Source organism: Halorubrum tropicale, from assembly GCF_001280455.1.
GTDB classification, from domain to species: Archaea; Halobacteriota; Halobacteria; order Halobacteriales; family Haloferacaceae; genus Halorubrum; species Halorubrum tropicale.
Genome location: NZ_LIST01000001.1, coordinates 972070 through 996538, shown reverse-complemented (window position 1 = coordinate 996538; position 24469 = coordinate 972070). Strand labels below are relative to the sequence as shown.

At 72.9% G+C, this 24469-nt stretch carries 24 protein-coding genes; 17 read left to right on the top strand and 7 right to left on the bottom strand.

Annotated features, from left to right (window positions below; all coding sequences use genetic code 11):
* Positions 1-20: 20 nt before the first annotated feature.
* Entirely contained in the window at positions 21-1814 is a 1794-nt protein-coding gene (gene infB / locus AMR74_RS04920; RefSeq protein ID WP_053770921.1) for a translation initiation factor IF-2, read from the bottom strand.
* 160 nt (positions 1815-1974) lie between these two features.
* On the opposite strand from infB, the gene AMR74_RS04915 reads away from it, so the two are divergent.
* The 3 genes from AMR74_RS04915 to AMR74_RS04905 all read left to right on the top strand — a co-directional run bounded on the left by AMR74_RS04915 (position 1975) and on the right by AMR74_RS04905 (position 3910).
* Positions 1975-2220, top strand: coding sequence for a PRC-barrel domain-containing protein (locus AMR74_RS04915; protein WP_053770920.1), 246 nt, complete (start codon positions 1975-1977; stop codon positions 2218-2220).
* On the top strand, positions 2220-2678 hold the full coding sequence (locus AMR74_RS04910) for an NOB1 family endonuclease (RefSeq protein WP_053770919.1): 459 nt from the start codon (positions 2220-2222) through the stop codon (positions 2676-2678). The genes AMR74_RS04915 and AMR74_RS04910 overlap by 1 nt, the downstream gene beginning before the upstream one ends.
* Before the next feature lie 131 nt (positions 2679-2809).
* Entirely contained in the window at positions 2810-3910 is a 1101-nt protein-coding gene (locus AMR74_RS04905; protein ID WP_053770918.1) for a DUF2891 domain-containing protein, read from the top strand.
* Here the strand turns inward: AMR74_RS04905 and uppS are convergent.
* The gene (uppS, locus tag AMR74_RS04900) at positions 3907-4911 is read right to left on the bottom strand and encodes a polyprenyl diphosphate synthase (RefSeq protein WP_053770917.1); all 1005 of its coding nucleotides are present in this window, start codon (positions 4909-4911) and stop codon (positions 3907-3909) included. The two genes, AMR74_RS04905 and uppS, sit on opposite strands and share 4 nt — an antisense overlap.
* A 65-nt stretch (positions 4912-4976) precedes the next feature.
* On the opposite strand from uppS, the gene lwrS reads away from it, so the two are divergent.
* The 5 genes from lwrS to AMR74_RS04875 all read left to right on the top strand — a co-directional run bounded on the left by lwrS (position 4977) and on the right by AMR74_RS04875 (position 7512).
* Positions 4977-5360: an LWR-salt protein gene (gene lwrS / locus AMR74_RS04895; RefSeq protein ID WP_053770916.1), complete on the top strand. Its 384-nt coding sequence runs from the start codon at positions 4977-4979 to the stop codon at positions 5358-5360.
* Between the two features lie 51 nt (positions 5361-5411).
* A complete protein-coding gene (locus AMR74_RS04890) occupies positions 5412-5780 on the top strand; it encodes a hypothetical protein (protein ID WP_053770915.1) in 369 nt (122 codons plus the stop codon).
* Positions 5781-5842: 62 nt separating this feature from the next.
* A complete protein-coding gene (locus tag AMR74_RS04885; RefSeq protein WP_053770914.1) occupies positions 5843-6562 on the top strand; it encodes an HAD family hydrolase in 720 nt (239 codons plus the stop codon).
* Between the two features lie 34 nt (positions 6563-6596).
* Complete coding sequence (locus AMR74_RS04880; protein ID WP_053770913.1) at positions 6597-6920, top strand: PadR family transcriptional regulator; 324 nt, start codon at positions 6597-6599, stop codon at positions 6918-6920.
* Between the two features lie 76 nt (positions 6921-6996).
* Entirely contained in the window at positions 6997-7512 is a 516-nt protein-coding gene (locus AMR74_RS04875) for a CopG family ribbon-helix-helix protein (RefSeq protein ID WP_053770912.1), read from the top strand.
* 43 nt (positions 7513-7555) lie between these two features.
* Here the strand turns inward: AMR74_RS04875 and AMR74_RS04870 are convergent, their stop codons facing one another.
* Positions 7556-9787 (bottom strand): AAA family ATPase, encoded by a 2232-nt coding sequence (locus AMR74_RS04870; RefSeq protein ID WP_053770999.1) that lies wholly within the window; start codon positions 9785-9787, stop codon positions 7556-7558.
* 490 nt (positions 9788-10277) lie between these two features.
* Here AMR74_RS04870 and endA point away from each other — a divergent pair, with 490 nt between their 5' ends.
* Together endA and AMR74_RS04860 are read left to right on the top strand one after the other, a co-directional pair.
* A complete protein-coding gene (gene endA, locus AMR74_RS04865) occupies positions 10278-11432 on the top strand; it encodes a tRNA-intron lyase (RefSeq protein ID WP_053770911.1) in 1155 nt (384 codons plus the stop codon).
* A gap of 55 nt (positions 11433-11487) precedes the next feature.
* A complete protein-coding gene (locus tag AMR74_RS04860; RefSeq protein WP_053770910.1) occupies positions 11488-12090 on the top strand; it encodes a hypothetical protein in 603 nt (200 codons plus the stop codon).
* A gap of 37 nt (positions 12091-12127) precedes the next feature.
* Here AMR74_RS04860 and AMR74_RS04855 read toward each other — a convergent pair whose 3' ends face one another.
* Positions 12128-12982 (bottom strand): SDR family oxidoreductase, encoded by an 855-nt coding sequence (locus tag AMR74_RS04855; RefSeq protein WP_053770909.1) that lies wholly within the window; start codon positions 12980-12982, stop codon positions 12128-12130.
* Positions 12979-13638 (bottom strand): NAD(P)-dependent oxidoreductase, encoded by a 660-nt coding sequence (locus tag AMR74_RS04850; protein ID WP_077152245.1) that lies wholly within the window; start codon positions 13636-13638, stop codon positions 12979-12981. The genes AMR74_RS04855 and AMR74_RS04850 overlap by 4 nt, the downstream gene beginning before the upstream one ends.
* A gap of 115 nt (positions 13639-13753) precedes the next feature.
* Here AMR74_RS04850 and AMR74_RS04845 point away from each other — a divergent pair, with 115 nt between their 5' ends.
* The 3 genes from AMR74_RS04845 to AMR74_RS04835 all read left to right on the top strand — a co-directional run bounded on the left by AMR74_RS04845 (position 13754) and on the right by AMR74_RS04835 (position 16170).
* Positions 13754-14161, top strand: coding sequence for a winged helix-turn-helix transcriptional regulator (locus AMR74_RS04845; RefSeq protein WP_053770908.1), 408 nt, complete (start codon positions 13754-13756; stop codon positions 14159-14161).
* Between the two features lie 99 nt (positions 14162-14260).
* Positions 14261-15301, top strand: a complete 1041-nt coding sequence (locus AMR74_RS04840) for an ABC transporter ATP-binding protein (RefSeq protein WP_053770907.1) — start codon at positions 14261-14263, stop codon at positions 15299-15301.
* A complete protein-coding gene (locus AMR74_RS04835; protein ID WP_053770906.1) occupies positions 15298-16170 on the top strand; it encodes an ABC transporter permease in 873 nt (290 codons plus the stop codon). The genes AMR74_RS04840 and AMR74_RS04835 overlap by 4 nt, the downstream gene beginning before the upstream one ends.
* 49 nt (positions 16171-16219) lie before the next feature.
* On the opposite strand, the gene serS is transcribed toward AMR74_RS04835, so the two are convergent.
* Positions 16220-17590: a serine--tRNA ligase gene (gene serS / locus AMR74_RS04830; RefSeq protein WP_053770905.1), complete on the bottom strand. Its 1371-nt coding sequence runs from the start codon at positions 17588-17590 to the stop codon at positions 16220-16222.
* Positions 17591-17677: 87 nt separating this feature from the next.
* Positions 17678-18247: a hypothetical protein gene (locus AMR74_RS04825; RefSeq protein ID WP_053770904.1), complete on the bottom strand. Its 570-nt coding sequence runs from the start codon at positions 18245-18247 to the stop codon at positions 17678-17680.
* A gap of 118 nt (positions 18248-18365) precedes the next feature.
* On the opposite strand from AMR74_RS04825, the gene AMR74_RS04820 reads away from it, so the two are divergent.
* The 4 genes from AMR74_RS04820 to AMR74_RS04805 all read left to right on the top strand — a co-directional run bounded on the left by AMR74_RS04820 (position 18366) and on the right by AMR74_RS04805 (position 24416).
* Positions 18366-19697 (top strand): dihydroorotase, encoded by a 1332-nt coding sequence (locus tag AMR74_RS04820; RefSeq protein WP_053770903.1) that lies wholly within the window; start codon positions 18366-18368, stop codon positions 19695-19697.
* 208 nt (positions 19698-19905) lie between these two features.
* Entirely contained in the window at positions 19906-20946 is a 1041-nt protein-coding gene (locus tag AMR74_RS04815; protein ID WP_053770902.1) for an AAA family ATPase, read from the top strand.
* A 30-nt stretch (positions 20947-20976) separates the two neighbouring features.
* Positions 20977-22137 carry a DUF58 domain-containing protein gene (locus tag AMR74_RS04810; protein ID WP_053770901.1) on the top strand — a complete coding sequence of 387 codons (1161 nt, stop codon included), beginning with the start codon at positions 20977-20979 and terminating at the stop codon, positions 22135-22137.
* Positions 22134-24416 carry a transglutaminase TgpA family protein gene (locus tag AMR74_RS04805; RefSeq protein ID WP_053770900.1) on the top strand — a complete coding sequence of 761 codons (2283 nt, stop codon included), beginning with the start codon at positions 22134-22136 and terminating at the stop codon, positions 24414-24416. Before AMR74_RS04810 ends, AMR74_RS04805 begins: the two co-directional genes overlap by 4 nt.
* Positions 24417-24469: the final 53 nt, after the last annotated feature.

Genomic DNA, 24469 nt, shown 5'->3' with positions numbered 1-24469 from the left:
TGGGGCCCCGAATGCGCTCGTCACTTCCCCCAGAAGGGGTCGCGCTTACGGCGCGTCTCCAGGTAGCCCTGGAGCGCCTCGCGCTCGTCGGCGGTGATCTCCTTTTTCAGCTCCTGTTCTAAGATCTTCGCGTGCTTCTCCGGCACCTCGGTCCAGAGCGTGTCGCCCTCCTCGATGCCGCGGCCGACGGTCGGCCCGTCGATGGCGATGCTGACGCGCTCGCCCGAGCGCGCCTCGTCGACGTCCTCGCCCTGCTTCTGAATCCCGGAGAGGCCGCCGACGCGCTCGAACTCGTTGCCCTCGAAGTAGCCGACGTTGCGGTTGTTCTGGAGCGTGCCCGAGATGACCTCGACGCCGACGACCGCGGGGTCGTTCTGCCGGAAGGTGTGGTCGGGGAGGATGCGGAATCGGGCCGGGCGCACCACCTTGTCGAGCACGGTCTCCTGTTGGGCGCGCTGCTTCTCCTCGACGTAGCGCTCGTAGTCCTCGACCAGCTGGTAGATGACCTCGTTCTTGAACAGCTTCACGTCGGCGTTCTCCAAGTCCGACTCCGCGTTCTGGAGGAGGTCGACGTTGAACCCGAGGATGGCCTTGTGCTCGTCCTGGTTCGCCGTCTCCGCGACCGCGATGTCGCGGGGCGCGATGTCGCCGACCTCGGCGCGAAGGATGGGGACCTCGGCCTCCCGGAGGGCGTTCGCCATCGCCTCCAGCGAGCCGAGGGTGTCCGCCTTGACGACGACGCCGTTGTCGGCCGTCTCGACCTCGATCTCGGCCAGTTCGGCCTTCACTTCGTCGACGACCTGATCGACGGTGCGGTCGCGGACGACGCGGACCGGCGCGCCGGCCATCGCCTGATCGAGGTCGGGGGCGGCGATCTTCACGCCGGCCGCGGCGCCGACCTCGCCGACCTTCTCGAACTCCTTTTCGGTGCGGATCTCCGCGAGCGGCCGCGGGCGGAGCAGCGCGCGGATCTCGGTGACGATCGGCTCGTCCTGCCCGCCGACGACGACGGTGTCCCCGTTGCGGATCACGCCGTCGTAGACGACGGTGTCGACGGTGGCGCCGAACCCGCGCTCGTCTTTCACTTCGAGCACCGTCCCCTCGCCCGGGCCGGTGACGTCGATGGCCATCTCCTCTTTCATGAACCGCTGGGAGAGGCCCATCAGGACGGTCAGGAGGTCCGGGACGCCCTCGCCGGTGAGCGCCGACAGCGGGACGACGCCGATGTTCTTCTGGAAGTCCTGGACGCGCCAGTAGAGGTCGGCGGAGAAGCCGGCGTCCGACAGCTGGCCGATGATCTCGTAGAGGTTCTCGTCGAGCATCGACTTCGCGCGCTCGGACTGCGCGTCCATGCTCTTCTGGATCGGGTCGCCGTCCTGCGGGTTCCACCCGGGCGTCGTGTCGACCTTGTTGGCGGCGACGACGAAGGGCGTCCCCGTCCGCCGGAGGATGTCGATCGCCTCCTCAGTCTGCGGCTGGAAGCCGTCGTTGACGTCGACGACGAGCACCGCGATGTCGGCGAGCGCGCCCCCGCGGGCGCGCAGCGTCGAGAAGGAGTGGTGCCCCGGCGTGTCGATGAACAGCAGGCCGGGTAGATCGAAGTCCGACGGGTCGATCAGCTCGCCCGCCATCCCGGAGATGGTGTCGAGCGGGATGTCCGTCGCCCCGATGTGTTGGGTGATCGCGCCGGCCTCGCCCTCGCTGACGGCGGAGCCGCGGATCGTGTCGAGCAGGCTCGTCTTGCCGTGGTCGACGTGGCCCAGCACGGCGACGATGGGGGTTCGCAGGGTGTCCGCGTGTGTGTGGTCGGTCATATGTGATCGCCCCGAGAAGGTTATACCGTTTCATGCGCCCGGCCGTCAGTTAAGCCTTTCAAAACGCCGCGACGAACGGCGGCGGCGAGGGCGCGATCCGCGTCCGTCGCCCGTCCGACGCCCCGTGGCGTTTAATACCGTCGCCCGGAACCGTGGGGATATGGTCGACATCCTCGCGGAGAACCTCTCCGGGAAGGCGGTGATGAGCTCCGACGGCACGGAACTCGGGGACCTGTACAACATCACGATGAACCTCGAGTCCGGGGAGCTGAACCACCTCCTCGTCAGCCCGCACGAACAGCTCAGACAGGAGCGCGTCGACTTCGAGTTCGACGAGATGGGGCGGCTCCGAGTCCCGGTCGCGAACGTGCAGGCGGTGAAAGACTACATCGTCGTCGCCCGCTGATGCAGGTCCTCGACTCGTCCGCGTTCATCCACGAGTACACGACCGACGAGGACGTGGTCTCCATCCCGGCGGTCCACGAGGAGCTCACCGGCGAGGTCGCGCTTCGGTTCGACGCGATGGAGGGCTCCGGCATGACCGTCCACGTGCCCGCGCCCGAGGCGGTCGACCGGGTCCGCCGGGCCGCGAAGGGCTCGGGCGACGCCGCGGAGCTGTCGGACACCGACGTCCGGCTCATTGCGACCGCCCTGGAGCTTCACGCGACGCTCGTCAGCGACGACTACGCGATGCAGAACGTCGCAGAGCGGCTCGACCTCCCGGTCGAGCCCATCGACAGGGAGGGGATCACCGAGGAGCGGGAGTGGCGCTTCCAGTGCGTCGGCTGTAACCGCACCTTCGACGAGAACAGAGAGCGGTGTCCGATCTGCGGCAGCGACCTCACGCGGAAGAACCCGGCGTGAGCGGGCGGGGGAGGTGACGCGGCCCGGCGGGAGGGTGCGGGCCGACGGGGTGACGCGGCCCGACCTGACGCCCGCGCCGCCCCGCCGCACGCGACCGACCGATTGAACAGGCGCGCCGCCGACCCGCCGCCATGAACGCCTTCGAGGAGCTGTCGCCGGACGCGCTCCGGGCCGGCCGCGCGGACGCGCTCGACGACGCCGTCGCCGCCGCGCTGGCAGCGCACCCGCTCGACGGTGTCGAGACCGAGTACCCGCACTACCGGGGGACCGTGGAGGGCCCGGAGGCGCCCCCGCGCCCCTCGGAGACGCACCCCGTCTTCTACGGCTGCTTCGACTGGCACTCCGCCGTCCACAGCCACTGGGCGCTCGTCCGCGCGCTGCGGCTCGCCCCCGACCACCCGAACGAGGCCGAGATCGCGGCTGGCGTCGACGAGCGATTGACGCCCGAGAACGTCGCCCGCGAGGTCGACTACCTCGACGAGAACCCCGGATTCGAGGAGCCGTACGGCTGGTCCTGGCTGCTGCGCCTCGCCGCGGAGCTCGACCTGTGGGACGACCCCCGCGCCGACGCGTGGCGCGAGACGCTCCGCCCGCTCGAAGACCGGATCAGCCGCGGAACCCGCGAGTCGTTCCTCGGGGTCGACCGCCCGCAGCGCGTCGGGACCCACGGCAACAGCGCATTCGCGCTCGCCGCCGTCCTCGACTACGCGCGGGTCGTCGGCGACGCCGCCTTCGAACGCGAGGCCGAAGCGGCGGCGCGGCGGCTGTACGCCGACGACACCGCCGCGGTCGTCGGCGCGGAGCCGGTCGGCTGGGACTTCCTCTCCCCGGCGCTCGTCGAGGCGGACCTCATGCGCCGCGTCCTCGGCCCCGACCCGTTCGCGGCGTGGCTCGGCCGGTTCCTGCCCGACCTCAGCGCGCCCCCGCACGACGCGCTGCTCGCGCCCGTCGACGTCGAGCCGGAGGAGGGCGACGGCGCCGCGATGCACCTGATCGGGCTCAACGTCTCCCGCGCGTGGTGTCTCGCCGGGCTGAGCGACGCGCTGGCGGATCGGACCGGCCCCGTGGCGGCCCGGCTCCGAGAGCCCCTCGACGCCGCGGCGCGCCGCCACGCCGAGGCGGGGGCCGCGGACGTGCGCACCGACGACTACGCGGGGTCGCACTGGCTCTCGTCGTTCGCGCTGTACCTGCTGACGCGGAACGAGGCCGGGATCGCGCCCGGCGCCGCTTAGTCGGCTCCCGACGGGTCGCGCGCGTCGCCGGTCCCGCCGTCGGTCCGACCGACCGAGTCGCCGTCGGTCGACCCGACGGCCTCGCCCTCCGCGATGCCGAGGGCGTCGTCCGAGAGGTCGCTCCCGTCGAGCCGGGGGACGCGCTCCCGGAGCCGGGCGGCGGCGGCCCGCGCCTCCGCGAACTCGACCTCGGCGAGCGCGCGCACCAGCGCGGCGGCCCGCTCCGCCCGGGCGCGCTGCCACGACTCCTCGCGCGACTCGTAGGTGCGGATCGCGCGCAGGAAGTCGGCCTCGGAGAACTCCGGCCAGTACGGCGCACAGAAGTAGACGGCCGCCTCGTTGCCGTTCGCGTGCCACGGGAGGAAGTTGGACGTTCGCTCGTCGCCGCCGGTGCGGACGATCAGGTCCACGTCGCGGATCGGCCGGTCGTACAGCCGCTCCTCGACGGTCTCGACGTCGACGTCCTCGGGGGCCATCTCGCCGGCGTCGACGTCCCGGGCGATGGCGCGCGCGGCGTCGAGCAGCTCGGTCCGGCCGCCGTACGCGAGCGCGACGTTGAGCGTGAAGCGGTCGTTACCGGCGGTGCGCCGCTCCGCGTACGCGACCGCGTCGCGGACCCGCGGCGGGAGGCGGGGCACGTCGCCGATAGCCCGGACGCGGACGCCCTGCTCGTGGACGCGGTCGGCGTCGGCGAACTCGCGCAGCTTGCGTTCCAACAGGTCGAAGAGGGGCTCTAGCTCCTCGTCGGGGCGCTCGAAGTTCTCCGTGGAGAAGGCGTAGAGGGTGAGCTCAGAGACGCCGAGGTCGGCGCACCAGTCGAGGACGCGCTCGGTGGTGTCCGCGCCGGCGCGGTGCCCGTCCGGGGCGTCGTCGCCGCGCTCGCGGGCGTACCGCCGGTTCCCGTCCTGGATGACGGCGACGTGGGCGGGGACGTCGTCGATCTCGCGGCGGAGGTGTCGCCGGTACGCGCGCCCGGCGAGGCCGCGGAGTCGGTTCAGCATCTTCCATGACTCAGACGGCCGAGCGGTATGTACTTTTATCCTCCCGCCGGTCCTTCGGCCCGCAGATGGAGGCCGCCTACGTCGTCAGCGTCGCGATCCGGCTCGACCCGCCGGCCGCCGCCGTCGACCCCGACCGCTTCGAGACGACGGTGGAACTCCCCGCGAGCGAGCCCGGAACCGACGGCTGGCTGTTCTTCCGCGACCGCCTGTGGCGCGGCGAGATCGGCGACGAGCCGTCGTTCCGGCGGTTGGCGGAGGAGCGGCTGGGGCTGGCGGACGCCGGGAGCGTCGAGGTCGTCGCCGCCGACTTTCGGGAGCTGCGCACCGACGGGCCGTACCTCGACGCGCTGAAGGCGGCGATCGCCGACGACCTCAGCCGGTTCAACGCCGACTCGGTCGACGAGGTCCTCCGCAAGTACCTCGGCTCGTCGGTCCACGTCCGGGGCTGATCCAGCGGGACGCAGCCCAGATTTATTCCCGCTCGCGGCGACGCGTTCGGTATGCGCCCTCCCCTCGACGAGACGACCGAAACAGGTTCGGACGGGTCAGGCCGCGCGGGCGGGACCGCCGGCGACGAGACCGCCGGCGACGCGGCCGGTCGCGGCGCTTCCGGGGACGCCCCCGAGTACGACGCCGCCGACCGCTACTGGGTCGTCAGGGAGGCGGTCGAGGACGCGCTGATGAACGTGTTCTGGACGCTCGCCCTGTTGGGGTTCGGCCTCGCGCTGCTGGCCGGCGGCGCGCTCGCGGTGCTCGAAAACGGTGGCTCGCGGATCTCGGTTCTCGTCGGCGTCGCCCTGGTCGGTCTCGGCGTCGGCAACGTCGCCGTCGCGCTCGACGTGCGACTCCCGTTCGTGAGCGCCGACTGAGCGCTCGAACCGTCGCCGGAGCTTCACAACGCACTTACCCGGTGGCGGCGAAAGGACGTGGAATGCGGATCGCCGACTACGATTTCCACCTCTTCGACCTCGACGGGACGCTCGTCGACGCCGAGTGGGAGTACACCCGGACGGTGTTCGACCGCGTCGGCGACCGGCTCGACCGCGAGTTCTCGGACCGCGAGGCGCGCGTCCTCTGGCACGGGCTCGGCGGGTCGCGCGCCGAGACGCTCCGCGGAATGGGGGTCGACCCCGACGCGTTCTGGCCCGCGTTCCACGCCGTGGAGGACCCGGTCGCCCGCGCGGAGGCGACGTACCTCCACGACGACGCCGCGCGACTGCTCGACCGCGTGGGCGAGGTCGGCGGGCCGACCGGCCTCGTCACCCACTGCCAGGAGTTCCTCGCCGAGCCGGTCCTCGACCGCCTCGACCTCGGCGGCCGCTTCGACGCGGTCGTCTGCTGTACCGACGAGACGGGCTGGAAGCCGGCGCCGGACCCGATAGAGGCCGCGACGAGCGAACTCGGCGTCGACCCCGCCCGCCACCGCGGCTACTACGTCGGCGACGGCGAGAGCGACGTGGCGGCCGCCTGGAACGCCGGCCTCGACGCGGTCCACGTCGAGCGCGTCAGCCACGACGAGCGCGGCCGCTGTATCCTCGGGGACCGGCGCGTGCGCCGCCTCGACGAACTGGTCGGCGGCGAGGGCCGGACCGACGCCGGCCGGAGCGGCGACGACCCGCTCGGCGCCGGCGAGCCGGTCGACGCGTCGTGAGCGATTTATCCGCCCGCGGGGCGAGGCGCCGACCATGACGAAGTGGTTCCACAGCGGCCGGCGCCGCGACCTCTGCGCGCTCCTGTACGACCACGGCGAGCTGCGCGCGCAGTCGGCGAAGAGCCGGCTGGAATCGCATTACGACGAGCGGATCGACCCCGGGTCCTTCTACGGCACGCTCTCCGCGCTCGTCGAGGCCGGATACCTCGACCGCCGGGCCGAGGGGATCGCCGACGTGTACGCGCTCACCGACGCGGGCGAGGCCGCGCTGCTCGCCCACTACGACTGGCTCGGCGAGCGGATCGAGGGCGGCGACGGGGACGACGGCGACGGGGACGACGGCGACGACGGAAGGTAGCGAGGCGGCGGGCGGGGGGCGGAGGGCCGCGGGCCGGACCTCAAGGATTAACAACTCCGTGGGCGTGAATTAACATATGACAGTCGTCAGCGTGTCCATGCCGGAGGAGTTGCTCGAACGGATCGACCGGTTCGCGGACGAGCACGGGTACACCGGCCGGAGCGAGGTCGTCCGCGAGGCCTCGCGGAACCTCCTCGGGGAGTTCGAGGACGCCAAGCTGGAGGACCGGGCCCTGATGGCCGTGGTGACCGTCCTGTTCAACTACGAGACGACGAGCGTCGAGGAGCGGATGATGCGGCTGCGACACGAGGACGAGGGGATCGTCGCCTCGAACTTCCACAGCCACGTCGGCTCGCAGTACTGTATGGAGCTGTTCGTGCTGGAGGGGGGCTTAGAGGAGATATCGGCGTTCGTCGGGAAGGTCCGCGCGACGAAGGACACGCTCACGGTCGATTACAGCGTCACGCCGGTGGACGAGTTCGGCGCCGGCGCGCTCGGCGACGGCCACGCCCACGGCGGGCACGGGCACGGGGCGTCCGAGGAGGCGGAGGGGCAGGCGGACGCGGCCGCCGAGGCGAACGAGGACGACTGAGCGGGCCGCGGCCCGGGAGGACGGACCCGGCCGCTCGCCCGCCTCAGGCGGTCTCGGGGCGGACGGACTCTATCGCCGCGTCGAAGTCCTCCCCGGTGATCCCGACCTCGTCTGCGTGGTCGTTGGCCGCCTCGCCGTGCTCGTCGGCGACGCGCTCGATGGCGCGCATCGCGGCCGCCCGCGACAGCGAGGCGATCTCCGCGCCGGAGTACCCCTCGGTCTCGTCGGCGACGCGCTCCAGGTCCACCCCGTCGGTCAGCGGCTTGTCGCGGGTGTGAACCTCCAGAATCTTGCGCCGGGCCTCGCGGTCCGGCTCCGGCACCTCGACGTGGGTCTCCAGGCGCCCGGGGCGGAGCAGCGCCGGGTCGAGCGCGTTCCGCCGGTTCGTCGCCGCGAGGACGACGAGGTTCGGGTTGTCGCTGGCGCGGTCGAGCTCGGTCAGGAGCTGTGAGACGACGCGCTCGCTCACGCCGGAGCCGTCGCCGCCGGCCGCGTCGCGGTCGGTCGCGACCGCGTCGATCTCGTCGAAGAAGACGATGGCCGGCGCGGCCTGTCGGGCCCGGTCGAACAGCTCGCGGACCGCCTTCTCCGACTCGCCGACGTACCGGTCGAGCAGCTCCGGCCCCGCGACCTGGATGAAGTTGACGCCGCTCTCGCCCGCGATGGCGCGCGCGAGCAGCGTCTTCCCGGTCCCCGGCGGGCCGTACAGCAGGACGCCGGTCGGCGGGTCCGCGCCCGCCGCGTCGAACAGCGGGCCGTACGACAGCGGCCACGTCACGGCGCGGTCGAGCTCCGCCTTCGCGTCGTCTAAGCCCCCCACGTCGGCGAAGTCGGTCGTCGGCTGCTCGGCGACGTACTCGCGCATCGCGCTCGGCTCGACGTTCGCGTGCGCGGCCTCGAAGTCCGCCTTCCCGACCGTCACCTCGTTCAGCGCGCGGGAGTCGGACTCCCGGGCGCGGCGGAGCGCGGTCATCGCCGCCTCCTGCGCGAGCCCCTCGATGTCGGCGCCGACGAACCCGTGCGTCCGGCTCGCGATCCGGTCTAAGTCCACGTCGTCCGCGAGCGGCATCCGGCGGGTGTGGACGTCGAGGATCTGTCGGCGACCGGACTCGCCGGGGACGCCGATCTCGATCTCGCGGTCGAACCGGCCGCCCCGCCGGAGGGCGGGGTCGATGGTGTCGACGCGGTTCGTCGCGCCGATGACGATCACGTCGCCGCGCGCGTCGAGCCCGTCCATCAGCGAGAGCAGCTGGCCGACGACGCGGTTCTCGACGTCGCCGCCGTCGTCGCGCTTGCCCGCGATCGAGTCGATCTCGTCGAAGAAGACGATGGCCGGGGCGTCCTCGCTCGCGCGCTCGAACACCTCGCGGAGCCGCTCCTCCGACTCCCCCTTGTACTTCGACATGATCTCCGGGCCGTCGACGGTGATGAACGTCGCGTCGACCTCGTTGGCGACGGCGCGGGCGATGAGCGTCTTCCCGGTCCCCGGCGGCCCGTGGAGGAGGACGCCCTTCGGCGGGTCGATGCCGAGCCGGGTGAACACCTCCGGCTCGGAGAGCGGCAGTTCGATCGTCTCCCGGACCAGCTCCAACTCCTCGTCTAACCCCCCGATGTCCTCGTAGGTCGCGCCCGCGGTGTGCTCGGCCGGCGGGGCGTCGCCGCCCTTCGGACGGGCGTCGTCGCCCGGGCGGTCGGTCCCCGAGCCGGCGGCGGACCCGGACCGGTCGTCGGCCGACGCGCCTCCGCGGCCGCCCGCGTCCGCCCCGTCGCCGGCGTACTCGACCGACACGTCCGTCGCCGCCGTGATGCGGACGGTCCCCGCGGGCGACGTCCGCGCCACCACGAAGCGGAGGCCGCCGAGCCGCTCGACGTGGACGGCCTCGCCCTCGGTGACGGGGCGGTCGCGGAGCTCCCGAGAGAGCGCCCGCTCGACCACTTCGCGGCTCACGTCCACCTCCGCGAGGCGGCCGGGAGCGGTCAGCGTCGCGCGGTCGGCGTCGGACACGTCGACCGGGGCTATCGTCACGGTGTCGCCGACCTTCACGCCGGCGTTCGCGCGGGTGTCGGCGTCGATGAGGACGGAGCCGTCCGGCGCGTCGGGACCGCCCGGCCACACCTTCGCGACGGCGGTGCGCTCGCCGCGCACCTCGACCGTGTCGCCGCTGAGGAGGGCGAGCCGCTTGCGGGCCGACTCGGGGAGCCTGGCGATGCCCCGGCCCGCGTCCCGCTTCTCGGCGGCACGCACCGTGAGCCGGAGCCCTGCGGTGTCGTTCATACCACTCGTTCTCGCCGGCGGCTCTTTACAGTTGTCCGACACCGTCGTGAACCGGTTCCCGACCATAGCTGTGGGATTGAAACAGCCGTGCGGGAACGGCGATTATGTATAAAAGAGGATACGGTCGGCGCGTGCCTGCGAGCGGTCGCCCTCGGCGACCGCGAGCCAGCACGCGCGAGGGAGTCGCTGGCGCCGACGGCGCCAGCGACGAGGTTGGGGAGGCGTGAGGTGCGGTTGCGGTGCGGTGCGGGGTGGGGCTCAAAGGGGCAGTCGCGAGGCGGGCGCAGGTGACGCGAGCACCGCAGGGAGCGAACGAAGTGAGCGACTGAGGAGCGCGGCGAGCGTGCGCCCGCCTCGCGACTGGGGCTTTGGAGGTGTTCTCCGCAGCGTCCCCGCTCGTTTATGAGTGTACCACCGCCCGATCCGATCCGCCCCGGTCCCGCGAGCACCGACCGCAACCCCCTTCCCTCGGCCGGCCGCGATAGCTGGTATGCAACCGACGGGACACCTGCGGGGCGACGCGGTCCGCGTCGGCGGGGACGCCCGCCAGCGCTTCTACGACGCCCGGGGGTACGGGCGACCGCTCGACGGTAACGAGATCGCGCTCTCGCGGGTTGAGGCCGCCCACCTGCTGTTCCGCGGCGACCTCTCGGGGATAGAACTCGGCGGCGACGGGAGCGCCGAGACCGACGCCGACCCGGTCGGCTTCGAGCGCTTCTTCGTCGCGAGCGCCGCCGCGGCCGACCGCTTCGCGGTGCGGTTCCTCGTCTACTCGGACCTCCGCGACCGCGGCTTCTACCTCTCGCCCGCCCGCGAGCCGTGGCCCGGCGGGCGAGACGCGGCGAGCGACGCGGTCGACTTCGTCGCCTACGAGCGCGGCGCGACCCCCGACACGGGGAACGTGAAGTACCCGATCCAGGTCGTCGGCGAGCGCGAGTCGGTCGCGGCCGCCGGGCTCGCGGGACGCACGCTCGCGGTCGTCGACGAGGAGTCGGACATCACCTACTTCGCGGCCGAGAAGGGCGCGATCGACGGCGCGACGGGGTACGAGCCGCCGGCGGCCCTGAGCGGCGTCCTCCTCGCGGACCGCGTCGTCGTCTGGGACGCCCCCGAGGACCTGTACGAGCGCGGCTTCTACGGGCGCCCGCTCACCGGCCGCGCCGCCGACGTCGAGGGCGCGCTCCAGCTCTCCCTCGTCGAGGCCGCGTCGCTGGCCGCCGACGGACGCCTGTCGCTGTCGGCGTCGGTCGGGAATCCCGAGGCTGCGGACGCGGAATCGAGGGACGTCGCCGCCCGGATCGTCGCCCGCGGCCGCGACGTGGAGGGCGAGCGGTTCGATCGCCGGCTCGCCGTCTACCGGCGCCTCCGCGCGGCCGACGCGGTGCCGAAGACCGGCTTCAAGTTCGGCGCCGACTTCCGGACGTACCTCGACGTGGAGACCGTCGAGGACCTCCCGCACTCCGAGCACCTCGTGCGCGTGGTGGGGCCGGGCCACGAGTTCTCGCCCCGAGAGCTCTCGCTCGACGTGCGGCTCGCGGGCGGCGTCCGCAAGGAGATGGTGTTCGCCCTGACCGAGGTCGGCGGCGGCCACCCCGCCGCCGACGCCGACGTGGAGTGGCTCGCCGTCGACCGGCTGACGCCCTGACGCCCGGGTCGGCGCGAACAGAAGGCTTTTTTGACCGCTCGCCGTCGTCGCGTCCATGCCGTTTCCCTCCGCGTCCGACGCCGAGTCGGGCACGTACGACATCTCGACCGTCGACCTCAGCGACGACCGCTACGAGGTGAAACAGTCGCTGGTCCGGAACAAGTACGCCGTCCGGGACAGCGCCGGAAACGTCGTCCTCCGCGGGAAACAGAAGATGTTCAAGCTGAAAGAGGAGTTCCCGTTCGTCACCGGGGACGACGAGGACGCCTTCTCGGTGAAGGCGGGCGGGATCGTCGACATCGGCGGCAACTACGCCATCGTCGACGCGGGCACCGGCGAGGAGGTGGTCGTGCTCGACGAGGACTACTCGCTGTTCGTCGAGAACTGGACGGTCCGCGACCCCGACACGGGAGAGGCGCTGGCGACGATCGAGTCCAAGAACAAGCTGCTGTCGGCGCTCCGGCACCTCGTCGGCGCCGCGAACCTGATCCCGAACAAGTACGAGATATTCGACGCCGACGGCGGCCACGTCGGCGACATCGAGGGGCAGTTCTCGATGCGGGACGCCTACACGGTCACCGTCGACGACGCGAGCGACGTGCCCAAGGAGGCGGTGATCGCCGCCGCCTGTATCCTCGACGCCCTGGAGAACCAGTAGCGGCGCTCGCGGCGCCCCGGTGGAAACCGCGGCCGCGCTACGGTCGGAACTCGTCCGCGTAGTCCGCGACGAACTCGCGGACCGTCCGCGGCGGGCGCCCGAGGACCGCCTCGACGTCGCCCGTCGTCCGGCCGGAGCGACCCAGCCGCACGACCGAGTACTCGGCGGTCATGAACGCGACGAACCCCGGGGAGAAGCCGCGTTCGTACATCTGCCGCGCGAACGTCAGTCGCGACGGGTCGGCGTACGCGATCGGTCTGTCGAGCACCGCCGCGAATATCTCGGCCACCTCCTCGAAGTCGAGCGCGGCCGGGCCGGTGAGGTCGTACGCCCGGTCCGCGTGACCCGACTCGGTGAGCGCCCGCGCGGCGACCGCCGCGACGTCCCGCGCGTCGGTGAAGCTCAGGACGCCGTCGCCGGCCGGGACGAATATCTCGTCGCGCTCGACGATCTCTCGGCGGTGGATCTCGCTCAGGTTCTGGGCGAACCACGAGGCGCGGAGGAACGTGTGGTCCATGCCGGTCCCGGCGAGGTGGCGCTCGATCCGACGATGGGGGAGGACCGGGAACTTCTCCGCGCCGAGGATCGAGAGGAAGACCACGTGCTCGACGCCCACGCGGTCGGCGGCGTCGGCGAACTCGCGGACGTCGCTCACCGCGCTCCCCGGCGGGTACAGGAGGAAAAGTCGGTCGACGCCAGCCAGCGCCGCCCCCCACGTCTCGGGGCGACCGAGGTCGAACGCCACGGGCTCCGGGCCGTCGCCGAACGCGTCCCGCGCGTGCTCCGGGCTCCGGGTCGCCACGCGGACGGACGCGTCCCGGTCCGCGAGCGCTCTGACGAGCGGATCGCCGACGGTCCCCGTCGCACCGGTGACCAGTAACCGTTCGGTCATCGCTCGTCCGCGACCTTCGGCATCTCGCCGACGTATTCGACCCCTTCGAGGCAGTCGAGGACGAACGCGGCGACGTTCGCCCGCGCGGCGGCGTCGCGCACCCCGAGCGTGAGGTCCGTCCCGTGTCGGAACGCGCCCGCGTGCGCGGCCTCGGTGAGGCGCGGGGCGCGAACGACCGTCCAGCGCGCGTCGCTGGTCCGGACGGTCTCGACGTGGTCGCGGGCGTCTTCGAGGGCCGCCCGCGCCAGCAGCTTCAGGAGCGACTCCATCACCCTCCCGCCGAGACTCACCGACTCGCCCGCCTCCCTGACACCCGCGCCGACGAGCGTCACGAAGCGATCGACGCCGTGCTCGTCCATCGCCGCGAGCACGTGCTCGCCGGCCGCCGTGAGGAGGTCGTCCGGGCTCCCGTCGGTCTGTCCGAGGACGCTGACGACGGCGTCGACCGGGGTCCCGTCCCCGCCGACGGCGCGGTCGACGCCGTCGCCGGTGTACGCGTCGCCCGCGACGACGGCGACCCGGTCGTCGTCCCGGACCGACGACGAGAGGCTCGCGGGGTCCCGGACGAACGCGACCACCTCGTGCCCGCGGTCGAGCGCCTGTTCGACGAGCGGCCGGCCGGTTCGTCCCGACGCACCGAGTACTGCGATTCGCATACCCGAGAGCAGCGCGCCGAGGACATATACTTGTGACTTCGAAGCTTCGAAGTATTAGCCCGCATTCGGCCTGTATCCCAAAGATACAATAGCAATAGCGTGCAGTGATCGCTCGATGAACGGACAGAGCGATGTGCCGGACGTGCCCGGACTGAGCGGGGGGTTGACTCGCGCGGAGGCGACCGCCCTCCGCGAGTCGTTCGCCCCGGAGGAGCAGGAGCGCATCGGTCGGACGGTGGCCGAGCTCCTGGATCTCCTCGGAAAGACGCGCACGATGGCGGTGTTGAGCGCGTTCGCGTTCGCCGAGGACTCGCTGCGGTTCAGCGACTTGGAGAGCGAACTCGACGCCGCCCCGAACACGCTCTCGGCGCGGTTGAAGGAGCTGACCGAGGCGGGGCTGCTCGACCGCGAGGCGTACGACGAGGTGCCGCCCCGGGTGGAGTACACGCCGACGGAGAAGGCGGAGTCGCTGTTCCCCGCCTTCGCGCACCTCCACCACTGGGCGATCGAACACGAACTCTGACGTACCGAGCGGTCGACCCCGCTCGCCGACTTCATTTTTCATAGTAACGTCGGACGTTCGAAGTCGGGAGTATATGCCGCCGGATCCGGTACTACGGATATGCCTACACAGGACACGGCGGGGCCGAGCGACCGGTCCCGAGACGGCAGCGCCGGCGAGCCGGCGTCCGCCGCCGCGATCGACGTCGACGGGCTCGAACTCACCTACGCGGACGGGACCGTCGCCGTCGACGGGATCGACATGACCGTTCCCGAGGGGGAGTTCTTCGGCTTTCTGGGGCCGAACGGGGCCGGCAAGACGACGACGATCAAGGTCTTCGCGACGCTTCTGTCCCCGACCGGCGGAACGGTCCGGGTCAGCGGCTTCGACGTGCGCTCCGACTCCCGGAAGGTCCGCGAGTCGATCGGGTACATGGCTCAGGAGACGAGCATCGACCCCGAGCTCACCGCCGCGGAGAACATCCGGTTCGCCTGCGAGGCGTACGGAGTCCCGCGGGACGAGCAGTCCGAGCGGGTCGACGAACTGCTCGACCTCGTCGACCTGGCGGACGTGGCCGACAAGCGGGCCGAGGAGTTCTCGGGCGGGATGAAAAAGCGGCTCGACGCCGCGACGGCGCTGGTCCATCGACCGCCGCTCGTCTTCCTGGACGAGCCGACGACGGGGCTCGACCCGAAGGCCCGCAACCGACTGTGGGAGTACTTCCGACGCATCAACGACCTCGGGACGACGATCTTCCTGACGACGCAGTACCTGGAGGAGGCGGACCAGCTCTGCGACCGCCTGGCGGTCATCCTCGACGGCGAGATCGTCGCCGACGGGAGCCCGAGCGAGCTCAAACGCGAGGTCGGGGGTGAGGTCCTCGACGTGGAACTGGAGGGCGACGGGACGGCAACCGAGCGGGCCGCGGCGATAGCGCGGGAGTTCGACGCCTTCGCGGACGCCTCGGTCGCCGAGACCGAGGAGGGAATCAGCGTCACCGCGGAGACGGCCCGGGAGCACGGCACCGACCTCCTCGTCGCGCTCCGGGACGCGGACGTAACGGTGACCGGGTTCAACATCCGCGCGCCGACGCTCGACGACGTCTTCCTCGCGATCACCGGTGAAGAGCTCGACATCGACGACGAGGAGGTGGCGCGATGAGCGCGCCCGCGAACGACCGCTCGGGGTCGAGCGCGCGCTCCGGGAACACGTTCGTCGGCGACGCGTGGGTGAACTTCAAGCGGTGGAACCGCAAGGCCGTGCGGAACCCGTTCGTCCTCGTCGTCTCGCTCGTCCAGCCGATCATCTTCCTCGTGCTGTTCACGGAGGTGTTCGGAAACGTCGCGGGCGGCGCGGTTAACCGGGGGCTGCCGGGGATCAGCTACGAGACGTATCTCGTGCCGGCGATCACCATTCAGGTGGCGCTCGCGGCGGCGATCACCTCCGGCGTCGGGCTCGTGAACGACATCGAGAACGGCATGTTCGAGAAGGTGCTCGTCACGCCGATGAGCCGCACGGCCGTCTTCGTCGGCAAGACCGCCGCGGAGGTGTTCCGGATCGCGGTCCAGATCGCGATCATTCTCGGGCTCGGCGTCCTCCTCGGCGCCGACATCGTCACCGGCGTCGCCGGGGCGGCGGGGATCGTCGCGGTCGGGATCCTGTTCTCGCTCTGGTTCGTCGCGTTCTCGAACGCCGTCGCGATCCTCACGCGAGACCAGGAGTCGACGATCATCAGCGCGAACCTGCTGCAGTTCCCGCTGCTGTTCCTGTCGAGCGCGTTCCTCCCGCTCGAAGCGCTCCCGGGGTGGATCCAGACGTTCGCCCGCGTCAACCCCGTGACCTACGGCGTCGACGCCGCTCGCTCGCTCATGATCGACCAGGACGTGATGACGGTCATCGACGTCGCGTGGTTCGGCGGGACGCTCGACGGCGTCGCGCCCGGCGTCGCCGTGCTCGTCGGGCTCGACCTCGTGTTGGGCGCAGTCGCCGTCGTGCTGCTCTCCCGCGCGTCGAGTTCGGACGTGAAGTAGGTGGAAGCGCCGACGCCGCTTCGGGGCGCGAGCGGTCGGAGGGCGTGCCCTACTCCCCGCCCAGCTTCGACTCGCCGACCGCGTCGCCGCCCTCGATGACCTCGGTGCCGCCCATGTACGGGCGCAGCGCCTCGGGGACGGTGACGGTGCCGTCGTCGTTCTGGTAGTACTCCAGGATGGCGACGACGATCCGCGGGACCGCGAGCCCCGAGCCGTTCAGGGTGTGGAGGTACTCCGCGGACTCGTGGTGCTCCTCGCGGTACCGGATGCCGGCGCGGCGCGCCTGGAAGTCCTCGAAGTTCGAGACGGACGAGACCTCCAGCCAGCGGCCGCCCTGCTCGGGGCCCTCGTCCATGTCGTCGGCCGGCGCCCACACCTCGATGTCGTACTTCTTCGCCTGCGTGAACCCGAGGTCACCGGTACACATCTCCAGGATGCGGTAGGGGAGTTCGAGGCGGCGCAGGACCTCCTCGGCCTCGTCGACGAGCCCCTCGAAGCGCTCGTCGCTCTCCTCGGGCCGGACGAAGTTCACCATCTCCACCTTGTTGAACTGGTGGACGCGGACGATCCCGCGAGTCTCGGTGCCGTGTTCGCCCGCCTCCTGCCGGAAGTTCGGCGTGTACGCCTGGTACTTCAGCGGGAGGTCCTCGCCGAGGAGGATCTCGTCGCGGTGGAGGTTCGTGACGGGCACCTCCGCGGTCGGGAGCAGCCAGAGGTCGTCGTCGTCGTACGCCTCCTCGTTCGTCCCCTCGACGCGGTAGGCGTCCTCGGTGAACTTCGGCAGCTGGCCGGTGCCGCGCATCGACGCGGAGTTGACAGGGATCGGCGGGAACACGTCCTCGTACCCCTGCTCGCGGTGGACGTCGAGCATGAACTGGATCAGCGCGTGTTCGAGGCGGGCGCCGTCGCCCTTCGCGACGTAGAAGCCGCCGCCCGCGACCTTCGCGCCGCGCTCGAAGTCGAGGATCTGCAGCTCCTCGCCGATGTCGTAGTGCGGCTCGACGTCGGCCGGGAGGTCGCGGCGGTCGTCGAACCCCTCGCGGCGGCGCTCGACGTTCTCGGACTCGTCGGCGCCGACCGGGACCGACTCCTGCGGGATCTGGGGCAGTTCGAGCAGCGACGCCTCCAACTCGGCCTCCAGCTCGTCGGCGCGCTCCTCGATCGCCTGGAGCTCGGCCTTGAGGTCCTGCGAGCGCTCGATCGCCTCTTCGGCCGCTTCCTCCTTCCCGGCCGCCTTCAGCTCGCCGATCGTCGAGGAGACCTCGTTGCGCTCGTGGCGCAGGTCGTCGCCGCGCTGTTTCAGCTCCCGCCACTCCTCGTCGACGTCGAGTATCCGGTCGAGGTCCACGTCGACGCCCTTGTTGTCGAGCGCCTCGCGGACGACCTCGGGGTTCTCCCGGACGAACTGTCGAGACAGCATTTGGCGGGGATTCCGCGGGACGACCCAAAACCGTATCGGAGCGTCGGCAGCGGTTGGCACGGGGCGGTGCGGCGACGGCGGCCGCCGTCAGTACCCGCCCGGCAGCGCCATCCCGACCGCGAGCGCGACGAGCGGGACCGCGGCGACGGCCGCGTACCACAGCCCAGCGCCGCCGAGGAGGAGGTACGTCGAGACGCCGTAACCGGTCGGGTCCCAGTTGAGCCCGAGCCGCGGGAGCCCGAACACGGCGACCGCCGGCGCGACGAGGCCGACCGCGACCGCGCCGAGCAGCGCCGTGAGCAGGAACCCGGAGCTCCAGGCGGGGCCCGCCTCGGCAGCGCGCGCGACGGTGAGGACGACCCCGGCGAGGTACGGCACCGAGAGCCCGACCGAGACGCCGAGGTAGGAGGGGAGGAGCCGCCCCGTCGGCGGCAGGGCGCGGAACAGCGCGCGGAGGCGCTCGGCGGCGAGGAACGGCGCGCACAGCCCCGCGGCGACGATACCGGGGAAGAGGAACAGCGCGACCGTCCACAGCCAGCCGACGACCGCGTCCGCGACGGCGGGGGCCGCGAGGGGCGCGGCCGCGCCCGAGAGCGGGGAGAGGGCACCCGAGAGCGGAGGGGCGGCGCCCGAGAGGGCGGAGAGGGCAGCGACCATGCGCGAGGGAGCCCGCGCCGGCGACAAACGTCTTGCGGTGCCTCGTGGCGGGCCGCCGCGGACCCCGCGACCGGGAACCACCAGCGTTTATCCCGCTCGCCGCGACCGGCCGACAACGATGCTCATCACGGGCGCGACGCTGGCCGACGGCCGGGTTCGAGACGTGCGGATCGGCGACGACGGACGGATCGACGCTGTCGCCGGAGGGCTCGGGGCCGACGCCGGCGAGCGCGTCATCGAGGCCCGCGGGAGGCACCTCCTGCCGGGCGCGGTCGACGTCCACGTCCACTTCCGCGAGCCGGGCGGGAGCCACAAGGAGACGTGGACTTCGGGGTCACGGAGCGCGGCCGCGGGCGGCGTCACGACCGTCGTCGACCAGCCGAACACCTCGCCGCCCACCGTCGACGGCGCGGCGTTCGACGAGAAGGCCGCGCTCGCGGCCGACTCGCTCGTCGACTACGGGATCAACGGCGGCGTCACGGAGGAGTGGGACCCCGAGGGCCTCTTCGACCGCCCGCTGTTCGCGCTCGGCGAGGTGTTCCTCGCGGACTCGACGGGCGACATGGGCATCGACGCTGACCTGTTCGCCGACGCGCTCGACGCGGCGGCCCGGCGCGACGCCCCCGTCACCGTTCACGCCGAGGACGCGACGCTGTTCGACGAGGGGGCGCTCGACGGCGACCTCGGGGGCGTCGGCACGGCCGCGACCGCCGACGCGTGGTCGGCCTACCGGACGGCCGACGCCGAGGTCGCCGCGGTCGAGCGCGCGCTCGCGGCGGCCGCGGACCGCGACGCGCAGGTCCACGTCGCGCACACCTCGACGCCGGAGGCCGTCGACGCCGTCGTCGAGGCCCGCGACGACGGGGCGGACGCGACCTGCGAGGTCACGCCGCACCACCTGTTCCTCTCCCGCGAGCGGGCGCGGTCGCTCGGGACGTTCGGGCGGATGAACCCGCCGCTCCGCTCGGAGGAGCGCCGCGAGGCCCTGTTCGCGCGGCTCGCCCAGGGCGCGGTCGACGTGGTGGCGACCGACCACGCGCCCCACACCGTCGCGGAGAAGCGCCGCGGGCTCGTCGACGCGCCGAGCGGCGTCCCCGGCGTCGAGACGCTGTACCCGCTCCTCCTCGAATCGGCCCGGACCGGGGAGCTGTCGCTCGAACGCGTCCGCGACGTGGTCGCCGCGAACCCCGCCGAGACGTTCGGCCTCGGCCGGAAGGGACGGGTCGCGGAGGGGCGCGACGCCGACCTCGTCCTCGTCGACACCGCCGACCCGCGGGAGATAGCGGCCGCCGCGCTCCACAGCGCCTGCGGGTGGACCCCCTTCGAGGGGCTCCGCGGCGTCTTCCCGGAGGTCACCCTCGTCCGGGGCGAGGTCGTCTACGAGCGCGACCCGGCGACCGGCGCGGCGTCGTTCGGCGACCCGGTCGGTCGGAACGTCCGGGAGTCGTAGGTCCGCGGCGAACGGCCCGGTCGCGAGGCGCGAATCGTCGCCCGCGACCGTCGGCGCCGAAGGGGCGAAATCGGCCGAGACGAGCGGACCGCCGCCGGCGGAACGCATATGCCGTTGCTCGCCTTACCCGTGGTATATCGATGATCACGGGGAGCATTCGCACGGTCGCCTTCGGACGGGAGCCCGACCCGAACGAGGCCGGCCGAACATGACGGACCCCGGAGAGTCGGGGCCGTTCGGCGCCGGTCCCGCGGAGCCGGTGGACGGCGAGGCGGAATCGACCGGCGGCGAGGTCGGCGGGGCGGCCGCCGCCGCGGGCGTCGACCCCGAGACCCCCGCGGACGTGGCCGCGCTCGCTGACCGCATCGTCGGGGAGGTCGAGGACGTGATCGTCGGCAAGCGCGACGCCGTCGAGCACGTCCTCGTCACCGTGCTGGCGCGCGGGCACCTCCTCGTCGAGGACGTGCCCGGCGTCGGGAAGACGACGCTCGCGAAGTCGGTCGCGCGATCGATCGACGGCTCGTTCAAGCGCGTCCAGTTCACCCCCGACCTGCTGCCCTCCGACGTGACCGGCGTCAACGTGTTCAACCGCCGCACCGACGAGTTCGACTTCCAGCCCGGCCCGGTGTTCGCGAACGTCGTCCTCGGCGACGAGATCAACCGCGCCCCGCCGAAGACGCAGTCGGCGCTGCTGGAGGCGATGGAGGAGAACCAGGTGACGACCGACGGGACGACCCGCGCCCTGCCGGACCCGTTCTGCGTGATCGCGACCCAGAACGACGTCGAGCCGGGACAGACCTACGAACTGCCCGTCGCGGAGGTCGACCGCTTCACGAAGAAGATCCGGCTCGGCTACCCGGACACCGACGAGGAGGCCGCGATCCTCGGGCGGCTCACCGGCGACCACCCGGTCGACGCGGTGGAGCCGGTGGCGACGGTCGCCGACGTGCGCCGGGCCCGCCGGATCGTCGGCGAGATCGAGGCCTCGGAGGCGGTCCGGGAGTACGTGGCCCGGCTCGCGGTGTTCACCCGCCGAAACGCCAGGCTCGGGGCGAGCCCGCGCGGGAGCCTCGCGCTGGTCCGCGCGTCGCAGGCCCGCGCCGCGCTGGAGGGCCGCGGGTACGTGATCCCCGACGACGTTCAGGCGGAGGCCCCGACCGTGCTCTCGCACCGGATCCGGACCGAGTCGGGCGGAACCGACGGCGCCGACGTGGTTCAGGACGCGCTCGACCGGATCCGCGTGGAGTGACGAGATGACGCCGACACCGCCCTCGATCGGATGACGCCCGAACTCACCCGCCGGGGGCGCGTCGCCGGCGCCGTCGGCCTCGTCGCGGCCACGAGCGCGCTCGCCGCCGGCGGCCGCGCGCTCGACGCCATCGTCATCCCCGTCGCCATCGCGCTCGCGGCGGGCTACGTCCAGGTGTCGCGCGTCGACGCCCCGACCGTCCGGCACGTGACGCCCGCCGACGGGTTCGTCGGGGAGACGCGCGAGGTCCGCCTGGAGTTCGGCCCGGCGGCGCGGGACGGCGGCGGCGCGTCCTCGTTCCTCGCCGACGTTCGGGTCCGGGTCGACGAGGGGCTCGACGGACCGACGGCGCCGATCCGCGCGGCCGTCGGCACGGAGCCCGTGTCGTACGCCGTCACGTACCGCGAGCGCGGCGAGCGGACGCTCGGCCCGGTCGAGCTCACCGCGACCGACGTGTTCGGCCTCTTCGAGCGCTCGCTGCTCGTCGACGAGACCGACGCGGTGACCGTGTACCCGCCGCGCGACCCGATCCCGGCGCGGTTCCGACGGGCGCTGTACGCGGCCGACGCGGTCGACGTGAGCCGTCAGCGCGAGGAGTTCGACCGCCTGCGGGAGTACACCCGCGGCGACGCGGTCCGCGACGTCCACTGGGCGACGACCGCCAAGCGCGACGAGATCGTCGTCAAGGAGTTCGCGGCCGAGACCGCGCGGAACCGGGTGACGATCGCGGGCGGGACGGAGGTCAGCGGCGGCGGGCGCGCCGGCCGCGACGGCGACCCGTTCGGCGGCGTGGGCCGCGACGGCGACGCGGACGCCGACCGCACCGCGAGCGCGGCCGCGGCCGACGAGCTCGCGCGGGCGACCGTGAGCCTCGCGCTGGCGCTGCTCGAAGACGGCGTCCCCGTCGACGTGCGGCTGCCCGGCGGGCGGGTCTCGGCGGCCCCCGGCGGCCGCGGGCGGCGCGAGGTACTGGAGCTGGCGGCGCGGACCGGCCCGGGCGCGGTCGCCGACGACGAGGCCGACGTGACGGTCGTCGCCGGCGCGGACGACGCCCGGTTCCGCGCGGGCGACCGGTCCGAGTCCTTCGCCGACCTGCGCCGCGAGGCCGAGGCGGAGCGCGCGACCGGGGACGGCGCCGGGGCTGGCCGGGCCGACGCGGCGCCGGACGGACGGGAGGTGGCGTCGCCGTGAGCCGCGGGGCGTCCGTCCGGGAGCGGCTCGCCTCGGGCGGTCCCGCCGGGGACGAGCGGCGGCTGGCCGACCCGGCGGTCATCGGCGTCGCGGTCGTCGCCGCGGCGTACCTCGCCGTGTTCTTCGAGGTGACGAACGTCGTCGGCGGAACGGGGCGGACCGCGGCGGTCGTCGCGGTCGCGGGGCTCGGCGGGGTCGCGCTGGCGCGGGCCGTCGGCGAGCGAACGGCGCTGTGGCTGGCCGGAGTGCTGTTCGCCGCGGGGCTCGCGGGGTACTTCCTCGCGATCCCCGCGAGCCAGCGCGCGCTGTTCACGGTCCGGAGCGTCGCCTTGGACCTCCTCGCGCTGTCGACGGGGCTCTCCGTGCTGCGGCTGGCGCTCGCGGACGTGTGGGTGCTCGCCGTGGCGCCGGTACCGACGTTCCTCGTCGGCTACTTCGCCGGGCGCGGGCGCCACGTCGCGGCCGCGAGCGTCGGCGGCGGGACCCTCGGCTTCCTCGTGCTCACGGGCGACGCGGAGACGGGGGCGGCGGTCGCCGGCGTGGTCGGGCTCGCGCTCGCCGTCGGCCTCTCGACGCTCTCGACGCCGGGCCGGCGCCGCGGCCACGCGGGCACGTTCGCGCTGGTGGTCGCCGCCATGGTCGTCGCGAGCGCGACGATCACCGTGATCCCGGCGGGCGCGGCGGCGCCGCTGGGCCTCGACCGCGGCACGACGACGCTGGAGTCGAGCCTGAGCGGCGAGGACGAACTCGACGTGATCGGCACCACGCGGCTCTCCCCCGAGGTGCGGTACACGATCGAGAGCCCCGTCGAGCGGAACTGGCACACCGGGGCGTACGACACCTACACCGGCGACGGCTGGGTGCGGACCGGCGAGCGCTCCGCGCTGAACGGCACGCTGGCGGGGCCGCCGGGAGAGGCGGAGACGGTCGACGTGACGGTCACCGCGGAAACGGTGTCGGGCGCGCTGCCCGCGCCCTGGAAGCCCGTCTCGGTCTCGGGCGGCGGGGCGGTCGAGGTCGACGAACGCGGCGGCCTCCGGCTCGCGGCGCCGCTCGAACCGGGCGAGGACGTGACGGTGACGAGCCGCGTCCTCGACGCCGACCCCGCGACGCTCCGGAACGCCAGCACCGACTACCCCGAGGCGATCGAGGAGCGGTACACCCAGCTGCCCGAGAGCACGCCCGACCGGGTCGGCGAGCGGACCGAGGAGATACTCGCGGCCGCGGACGCCGAGTCGCCGTACGAGCGGGCGGCCGCGGTCGAGGCGTACCTGCGCTCGGAGTACGACTACTCGCTGACCGTCGAGCGGCCCGAGGGCGACGTGGCCGACGCGTTCCTCTTCGAGATGGACGCCGGCTACTGCGTGTACTTCGCGACGACGATGGCGGCGATGCTCCGGACGCAGGGGATCCCCACGCGGATGGAGACGGGCTACACTCCCGGCGAACGCGTCGGCGACGACGAGTACGTCGTCCGCGGACAGAACGCCCACGCGTGGGTGTCTATCTACGTGCCGGACCACGGCTGGGTGACGTTCGACCCGACCCCCTCGGAGCCGCGCGACGCGGCGCGCGACACCCGGCTCGCGGAGGCGCGCGCCGACGGGGCGGAGAACGTCGACACCGAGGCGTCCGCCCCGGACGCGACGCCGGAGACCGAGCCGAACGAGACCGACGCGGAGGCGACCGACGACGCGGGGGCGTCGGCCAACGGGACGAACGGCTCGGCGACGGCGAACGCGAGCGACGGCGGATCGCTCGGGCCCGGAGCCATCGCGCGGCTCGACGGGACCCAGACGGGGACCGCGCCGCAGACGGCGACCGGCCCGGCGACGGGTGCCGAGGCGAGCGGGAGCGACGGCGGCCCGCTCGGGTCGCTCCCCGACCCGGAGACCGCGCTCTACTGGCTGCTCGTCGCCGGCCTCGGCGTCGCGGGGGTCCGGCGGACCGGCCTCGCGAGCCGCGCGGGCCTGCGGATCGGTCCGTTGCTCCCGCGGCGGCGCGGCGACCCGACCGCGGACGCCGAGCGGGCGTTCGCCGACCTCGAACGGCTGCTCGCCGAGCCATACCGCGAGCGGCGGCCGGGAGAGACCCCGCGGCGCTACGTCGAGACGATGCGGGCGCTCGGCGCCGACGAGCGCGTCGAGACCGTCGCGACCGCGTACGAGCGCGCCGCCTACGCCGGGTCGGTGACGCGGTCCGAGGCCGACGCCGCCCGGCGGGCCGTCCGCGGGCTCGCGCTGGAGCGACTGCCGCTCATCGGGCGGTTCGTCCGCTGATCGGGGGGCTTCCCGACACTATTTAATACGGGCGCCCTGTAGATTCGGGCTGT

What these genes read in the sequence shown, in the direction of transcription:
- infB (WP_053770921.1), bottom strand. Translation starts at nt 1,814, where the DNA reads ATGACCGACCACACACACGCGGACACCCTGCGAACCCCCATCGTCGCC.
- AMR74_RS04915 (WP_053770920.1), top strand. Translation starts at nt 1,975, where the DNA reads ATGGTCGACATCCTCGCGGAGAACCTCTCCGGGAAGGCGGTGATGAGC.
- AMR74_RS04910 (WP_053770919.1), top strand. Translation starts at nt 2,220, where the DNA reads ATGCAGGTCCTCGACTCGTCCGCGTTCATCCACGAGTACACGACCGAC.
- AMR74_RS04905 (WP_053770918.1), top strand. Translation starts at nt 2,810, where the DNA reads ATGAACGCCTTCGAGGAGCTGTCGCCGGACGCGCTCCGGGCCGGCCGC.
- uppS (WP_053770917.1), bottom strand. Translation starts at nt 4,911, where the DNA reads ATGCTGAACCGACTCCGCGGCCTCGCCGGGCGCGCGTACCGGCGACAC.
- lwrS (WP_053770916.1), top strand. Translation starts at nt 4,977, where the DNA reads ATGGAGGCCGCCTACGTCGTCAGCGTCGCGATCCGGCTCGACCCGCCG.
- AMR74_RS04890 (WP_053770915.1), top strand. Translation starts at nt 5,412, where the DNA reads ATGCGCCCTCCCCTCGACGAGACGACCGAAACAGGTTCGGACGGGTCA.
- AMR74_RS04885 (WP_053770914.1), top strand. Translation starts at nt 5,843, where the DNA reads ATGCGGATCGCCGACTACGATTTCCACCTCTTCGACCTCGACGGGACG.
- AMR74_RS04880 (WP_053770913.1), top strand. Translation starts at nt 6,597, where the DNA reads ATGACGAAGTGGTTCCACAGCGGCCGGCGCCGCGACCTCTGCGCGCTC.
- AMR74_RS04875 (WP_053770912.1), top strand. Translation starts at nt 6,997, where the DNA reads ATGACAGTCGTCAGCGTGTCCATGCCGGAGGAGTTGCTCGAACGGATC.
- AMR74_RS04870 (WP_053770999.1), bottom strand. Translation starts at nt 9,787, where the DNA reads ATGAACGACACCGCAGGGCTCCGGCTCACGGTGCGTGCCGCCGAGAAG.
- endA (WP_053770911.1), top strand. Translation starts at nt 10,278, where the DNA reads ATGCAACCGACGGGACACCTGCGGGGCGACGCGGTCCGCGTCGGCGGG.
- AMR74_RS04860 (WP_053770910.1), top strand. Translation starts at nt 11,488, where the DNA reads ATGCCGTTTCCCTCCGCGTCCGACGCCGAGTCGGGCACGTACGACATC.
- AMR74_RS04855 (WP_053770909.1), bottom strand. Translation starts at nt 12,982, where the DNA reads ATGACCGAACGGTTACTGGTCACCGGTGCGACGGGGACCGTCGGCGAT.
- AMR74_RS04850 (WP_077152245.1), bottom strand. Translation starts at nt 13,638, where the DNA reads ATGCGAATCGCAGTACTCGGTGCGTCGGGACGAACCGGCCGGCCGCTC.
- AMR74_RS04845 (WP_053770908.1), top strand. Translation starts at nt 13,754, where the DNA reads ATGAACGGACAGAGCGATGTGCCGGACGTGCCCGGACTGAGCGGGGGG.
- AMR74_RS04840 (WP_053770907.1), top strand. Translation starts at nt 14,261, where the DNA reads ATGCCTACACAGGACACGGCGGGGCCGAGCGACCGGTCCCGAGACGGC.
- AMR74_RS04835 (WP_053770906.1), top strand. Translation starts at nt 15,298, where the DNA reads ATGAGCGCGCCCGCGAACGACCGCTCGGGGTCGAGCGCGCGCTCCGGG.
- serS (WP_053770905.1), bottom strand. Translation starts at nt 17,590, where the DNA reads ATGCTGTCTCGACAGTTCGTCCGGGAGAACCCCGAGGTCGTCCGCGAG.
- AMR74_RS04825 (WP_053770904.1), bottom strand. Translation starts at nt 18,247, where the DNA reads ATGGTCGCTGCCCTCTCCGCCCTCTCGGGCGCCGCCCCTCCGCTCTCG.
- AMR74_RS04820 (WP_053770903.1), top strand. Translation starts at nt 18,366, where the DNA reads ATGCTCATCACGGGCGCGACGCTGGCCGACGGCCGGGTTCGAGACGTG.
- AMR74_RS04815 (WP_053770902.1), top strand. Translation starts at nt 19,906, where the DNA reads ATGACGGACCCCGGAGAGTCGGGGCCGTTCGGCGCCGGTCCCGCGGAG.
- AMR74_RS04810 (WP_053770901.1), top strand. Translation starts at nt 20,977, where the DNA reads ATGACGCCCGAACTCACCCGCCGGGGGCGCGTCGCCGGCGCCGTCGGC.